Source organism: Bradyrhizobium sp., from assembly GCF_019244115.1.
Taxonomy (GTDB): domain Bacteria; phylum Pseudomonadota; class Alphaproteobacteria; order Rhizobiales; family Xanthobacteraceae; genus Bradyrhizobium.
Genome location: NZ_JAFATE010000043.1, coordinates 1 through 4,774, shown reverse-complemented (window position 1 = coordinate 4,774; position 4,774 = coordinate 1). Strand labels below are relative to the sequence as shown.

Here is a 4,774-nt window from a genome sequence, read left to right as displayed (position 1 = left end):
CGAGGCGCCGAAGGGCGAGTTCGGCGTTTATCTGGTCGCCGACGGCTCCAACAAGCCCTACAAGTGCAAGATCCGCGCGCCGGGTTTTGCGCATCTGCAATCGATGGATTTCATCTGCAGGGGCCATCTGCTCGCCGACGTCTCCGCCATCCTCGGCTCGCTCGACATCGTGTTCGGGGAGGTCGATCGGTGATGGGGCAGGCGCCAATCCAGTTCGATCGCGCTTCAGGGGTGCTCGAAGGAGCAAGCCTCTGGGAGCGGACGGCTGCGCTGGCGCTGTCGACGGGATCGAAGATCTCGTCGCATTTTTCGCATATGGGCTACAATGCCTGCGCCAACCTGCTGCGCAAGACGCTGCCGGAGCGCAATATCGCGATCAGGCTGAATGACGACGCGGTGTTCGAGTTTCCCTATGGCGACGGCTATTGGAGCAAGCTGCTCAACCGCGCCTATACTTACGAGGACGAACTCGAGCTCCTGTTCGAGGATTCCATCAACGTCGACTACGTGCTGATCGATTGCGGCGCCAATTACGGCTACTGGTCGGTGCTGGTCTCGAGCAGGCCGTTCGGCGCGCACAAAGTGATTGCGATCGAGCCGTCGGCGCAGAATTTTCCAAAACTCGCCAATAACGCGCGTGTCAACGGCGACCGCTTCGAGATCATGAAATGCGCGATCGGGTCCGCGCGGGGCACCGCGCGACTGTCCGGCAGCAAGCACGAGGCGTTCAGCATCGCGGGCGCGACCAACGCCGGCGGCGAGGAGGTCCCGGTGATCCCGCTCGACAATCTGATCGCCGACGGCAAGGTCAATGCCGACGGAAAGTACCTGATCAAGCTTGACGTCGAAGGCGTCGAGATCGAGGCGATCAAGGGTGGCGCGCGGCTGCTTGCGGCCGACAGCGTGATCCTGTGCGAGGAGCACGGCAATGATCCCGACCACACCGTGTCGCGCTACATTCTCGACCAGACGCCGCTCAAGCTGATCGTCTACGATCCGCGCTCGAAGCGGCTGGAAACGGTGACCGAATTGTCGATCCTCGATCGCATCAAGGTCTCCACCCACGTCGGCTACAATGTGTTCGGCACAGCAAGCGCGTTCTGGCTCGAGCGGATCGACGCGCTGAACGCGAAGACCGCACGCCGCATGCAATGAAAGACTGAAAGCCCATGTCCGTCCGTCGCCTTGCACCGAAGGAATTGCAGCCCGCGAGCTTCACGTTCACGGAGGAGAATCTGGCGTTTGCGAAAGGCGAGATCGCAAAGTATCCGCCGGGCCGTCAGGCCTCCGCGGCGATCGCGATCCTGTGGCGGGTGCAGGAGCAGCACGAGGGCTGGGTTTCGGAAGCCGCGATCCGCGCGGTCGCCGACCTGCTCGAGATGCCCTACATTCGCATGCTGGAGATCGCGACCTTCTACACCATGTTCCAGCTGCAGCCGGTCGGCAAGAAGGCCCATGTGCAGGTCTGCGGCACGACGCCCTGCCGCCTGCGCGGCGCCGGCGACCTGATCGAGGTGTGCCAGAGCCGTATCCATCACGACCAGTTTCACCTGTCCAAGGACGGCAATTTCAGCTGGGAAGAGGTGGAGTGCCTGGGCGCCTGCGTGAATGCGCCGATGGTCCTGATCTGGAAGGACACCTACGAGGATCTCACCAAGGAAAGCTTTGGCAAAGTGCTCGATGGATTCGCCTCCGGCAGCCCGCCGAAGCCCGGACCGCAGAACGGCCGCCAGTTCTCCGCGCCGATCACTGGGCCGACCACGCTGAAGGAAACGACATGAAGCGTGATGGTGTGGCAAAGGCGCTGGCTGCCGAGAGGAGTGCGGCGATGAAGCATTGGCGCTATATCGGCCTGCATACCGTTGTGGCGGCCGCCTTCATTTTCGTGCTGCAGCGCTACACGCTGCAAGCGTCGCTCGAAACGAGCCTGTTGTGGGCCGTGGTGCTTGGCGGTTGCGCCGCCGGCCTTGCCTACACGCAGTCCAACCGCTGATCGGGAAGTCTTCATGCTCGACGACAAGGACCGCATCTTCAAGAATCTCTATGGCCTCCATGACTGGGGCCTCGAAGGCGCGCGCACTCGCGGCGCCTGGGACGGCACCAAGGCGATCATCGACAAGGGTCGCGACTGGATCATCGCCGAGATGAAGGCTTCCGGGCTGCGCGGTCGCGGGGGGGCCGGCTTCCCGACCGGGCTGAAATGGTCGTTCATGCCGAAGGAGTCCACCGACGGCCGGCCGAGCTATCTGGTGGTCAATGCGGACGAGTCCGAGCCCGGCACCTGCAAGGACCGCGAGATCATGCGGCACGACCCGCATCTGCTGGTCGAGGGCTGCCTGCTCGCGAGTTTCGCGATGGGCGCGCATGCCTGCTACATCTATGTGCGCGGCGAGTTCATCAGGGAGCGCGAGCGGCTGCAGGCCGCGATCGATCAGGCCTATGACGCCAGGCTGATCGGGAAGGACAATGTCAACGGCTGGCCGTTCGATCTCTATGTCGCCCATGGCGCCGGCGCCTATATCTGCGGCGAGGAGACAGCGCTACTCGAAAGTCTCGAAGGCAAGAAGGGCCAGCCGCGGCTGAAACCGCCATTCCCGGCCAATGTCGGGCTGTTCGGCTGCCCGACCACTGTCAACAATGTCGAGTCGATCGCGGTCGCGCCGGACATCCTGCGCCGTGGCGCGGCCTGGTTTGCCGGCATCGGCCGGCCCAACAACGTCGGCACAAAACTGTTCTGCATCTCCGGCCATGTCGAGCGCCCCTGCAATGTCGAGGAGGCGATGGGCATCCCGTTTCGGGAACTGATCGAAAAACACTGCGGCGGCATCCGCGGCGGCTGGGACAATCTCAAGGCCGTGATTCCCGGCGGCTCGTCGGTGCGCATGGTCCCGGCCGAGCAGATCATCGACACCCCGATGGACTTCGACAGCCTCGGCAAGCTGCGCTCGGGACTGGGCACGGCCGCCGTCATCGTGATGGACAAGTCGACCGACCTGATCCGCGCCATTGCGCGCATCTCCTATTTCTACAAGCATGAGAGCTGCGGCCAGTGCACGCCCTGCCGCGAGGGAACAGGCTGGATGTGGCGGGTGTTGACCCGCATGGCCGAGGGCCGCGCGCACAAGCGCGAGATCGATATGCTCTTGGAAGTCACCAAGCAGGTCGAGGGCCACACCATCTGCGCGCTCGGCGACGCCGCGGCCTGGCCGATCCAGGGCCTGATTGCGCATTTCCGTCACGAGATCGAGGCCCGGATCGACGCATACTCGCACAAGGCCGACATCGACGACGCCGGTGTGCTCGATCCCGCGCACATGGTCGCGGCGGAGTAGGACGAATGACGAAACTGATCATCGACGGCAAAGAGATCGATGTTCCGCCGGAGTACACGCTGCTACAGGCGTGCGAAGCGGCCGGTGCCGAGATTCCGCGCTTTTGCTACCATGAGCGGCTGTCGATCGCCGGCAATTGCCGGATGTGCCTGGTCGAGGTGAAGGGCGGCCCGAAGCCGGTTGCGAGCTGCGCCTGGGGCGTGCGCGACTGCCGTCCGGGCCCCAAGGGCGAGCCCCCGGAAATCTCCACCAAATCGCCGATGGTGAAGAAGGCCCGCGAAGGCGTGATGGAGTTCTTGCTCATCAATCATCCGCTGGACTGCCCGATCTGCGACCAGGGCGGCGAATGCGACCTGCAGGACCAGGCGATGGGCTATGGCGTCGACACCAGCCGCTTCGCCGAGAACAAGCGCGCGGTCGAGGATAAATATCTTGGTGCGCTGGTCAAAACCTCGATGAACCGCTGCATCCAGTGCACGCGCTGCGTGCGCTTCTCGGCGAAAGTCTGCGGCGTGCCGGAAATGGGCGCGACCGGCCGCGGCGAGGACATGGAGATCACGACCTATCTGGAGCATGCGCTCAGCTCCGAACTGCAGGGCAATCTGGTCGACATCTGCCCAGTCGGTGCGCTGACCTCGAAGCCGTATGCCTTTGCGGCGCGGCCCTGGGAGCTCGGCAAGACCCAGTCGATCGACGTCATGGACGGCGTCGGCTCGGCGATCCGGGTCGACACCCGCGGTCGCGAGGTCATGCGCATCTTGCCGCGCATCAATGAGGCCGTGAACGAGGAGTGGATCTCGGACAAGACACGCCACATCGTCGATGGCCTACGCACGCAGCGGCTGGACCGGCCCTATATCCGCGAGAATGGCAGGCTGCGCGCCGCGACCTGGCCGGAGGCCTTTGCCGCGATTGCCGCAAAGACCGCCCGCATCGACGGCAAGCGGCTGGGCGCAATCGCCGGCGATCTCGCCACCGTCGAAGAGATGTTCGCGCTGAAGGAGCTTTTGGCCAAATGCGGTTCGGCCAATGTCGCCGTGCAGGGCGGCGATGCCTTCGATCCCAAGGCGGGCCGCGCCAGCTACATCTTCAATCCGACCATCGCGGGCATCGAGCAGGCCGACGCGCTGCTCATCATCGGCGCCAATCCGCGCAAGGAAGCGGCCGTCTTCAATGCCCGCATCCGCAAGCGCTGGCGCACCGGCCAGCTCAAGATCGCTCTGATCGGCCCGAAGGCCGATCTGACCTACGACTATGAGCACATCGGCGCCGGAACGGACTCGCTTGTCGATCTGGCTGCGGCCAAGCACTCGTTCGCCGAGCTGCTGAAGGGCGCCAAACATCCGCTCGTGCTGGTCGGCGCCGGCGCCATTGCACGACATGACGGTGCCGCGATTGCCTCGCGCGCGGCAAAAATGGCCAGCGATTTTGGCGCGCTCAAG

At 64.1% G+C, this 4,774-nt stretch carries 5 protein-coding genes and 1 pseudogene; all 6 read left to right on the top strand.

Annotated features, from left to right (window positions below; translation table 11 throughout):
• Positions 1 to 193: pseudogene (locus JOZ76_RS02130) on the top strand (NADH-quinone oxidoreductase subunit D); the annotation flags it as partial.
• Positions 193 to 1,155 carry an FkbM family methyltransferase gene (locus JOZ76_RS02125; protein ID WP_291696982.1) on the top strand — a complete coding sequence of 321 codons (963 nt, stop codon included), beginning with the start codon at positions 193 to 195 and terminating at the stop codon, positions 1,153 to 1,155. The pseudogene JOZ76_RS02130 and the gene JOZ76_RS02125, both read left to right, overlap by 1 nt.
• A 14-nt stretch (positions 1,156 to 1,169) precedes the next feature.
• On the top strand, positions 1,170 to 1,781 hold the full coding sequence (gene nuoE, locus JOZ76_RS02120; RefSeq protein ID WP_291696981.1) for an NADH-quinone oxidoreductase subunit NuoE: 612 nt from the start codon (positions 1,170 to 1,172) through the stop codon (positions 1,779 to 1,781).
• Entirely contained in the window at positions 1,778 to 1,993 is a 216-nt protein-coding gene (locus JOZ76_RS02115; RefSeq protein WP_291696980.1) for a hypothetical protein, read from the top strand. Before nuoE ends, JOZ76_RS02115 begins: the two co-directional genes overlap by 4 nt.
• Before the next feature lie 13 nt (positions 1,994 to 2,006).
• On the top strand, positions 2,007 to 3,332 hold the full coding sequence (gene nuoF, locus JOZ76_RS02110; protein ID WP_291696979.1) for an NADH-quinone oxidoreductase subunit NuoF: 1,326 nt from the start codon (positions 2,007 to 2,009) through the stop codon (positions 3,330 to 3,332).
• A gap of 5 nt (positions 3,333 to 3,337) precedes the next feature.
• Positions 3,338 to 4,774: NADH-quinone oxidoreductase subunit NuoG (gene nuoG, locus JOZ76_RS02105; RefSeq protein ID WP_291696978.1), on the top strand; the 1,437-nt coding region annotated here is incomplete at its 3' end.

Excerpts from the sequence above, each read along its gene's own strand:
- JOZ76_RS02125 (WP_291696982.1), top strand. The coding sequence starts at position 193 with ATGGGGCAGGCGCCAATCCAGTTCGATCGCGCTTCAGGGGTGCTCGAA.
- nuoE (WP_291696981.1), top strand. The coding sequence starts at position 1,170 with ATGTCCGTCCGTCGCCTTGCACCGAAGGAATTGCAGCCCGCGAGCTTC.
- JOZ76_RS02115 (WP_291696980.1), top strand. The coding sequence starts at position 1,778 with ATGAAGCGTGATGGTGTGGCAAAGGCGCTGGCTGCCGAGAGGAGTGCG.
- nuoF (WP_291696979.1), top strand. The coding sequence starts at position 2,007 with ATGCTCGACGACAAGGACCGCATCTTCAAGAATCTCTATGGCCTCCAT.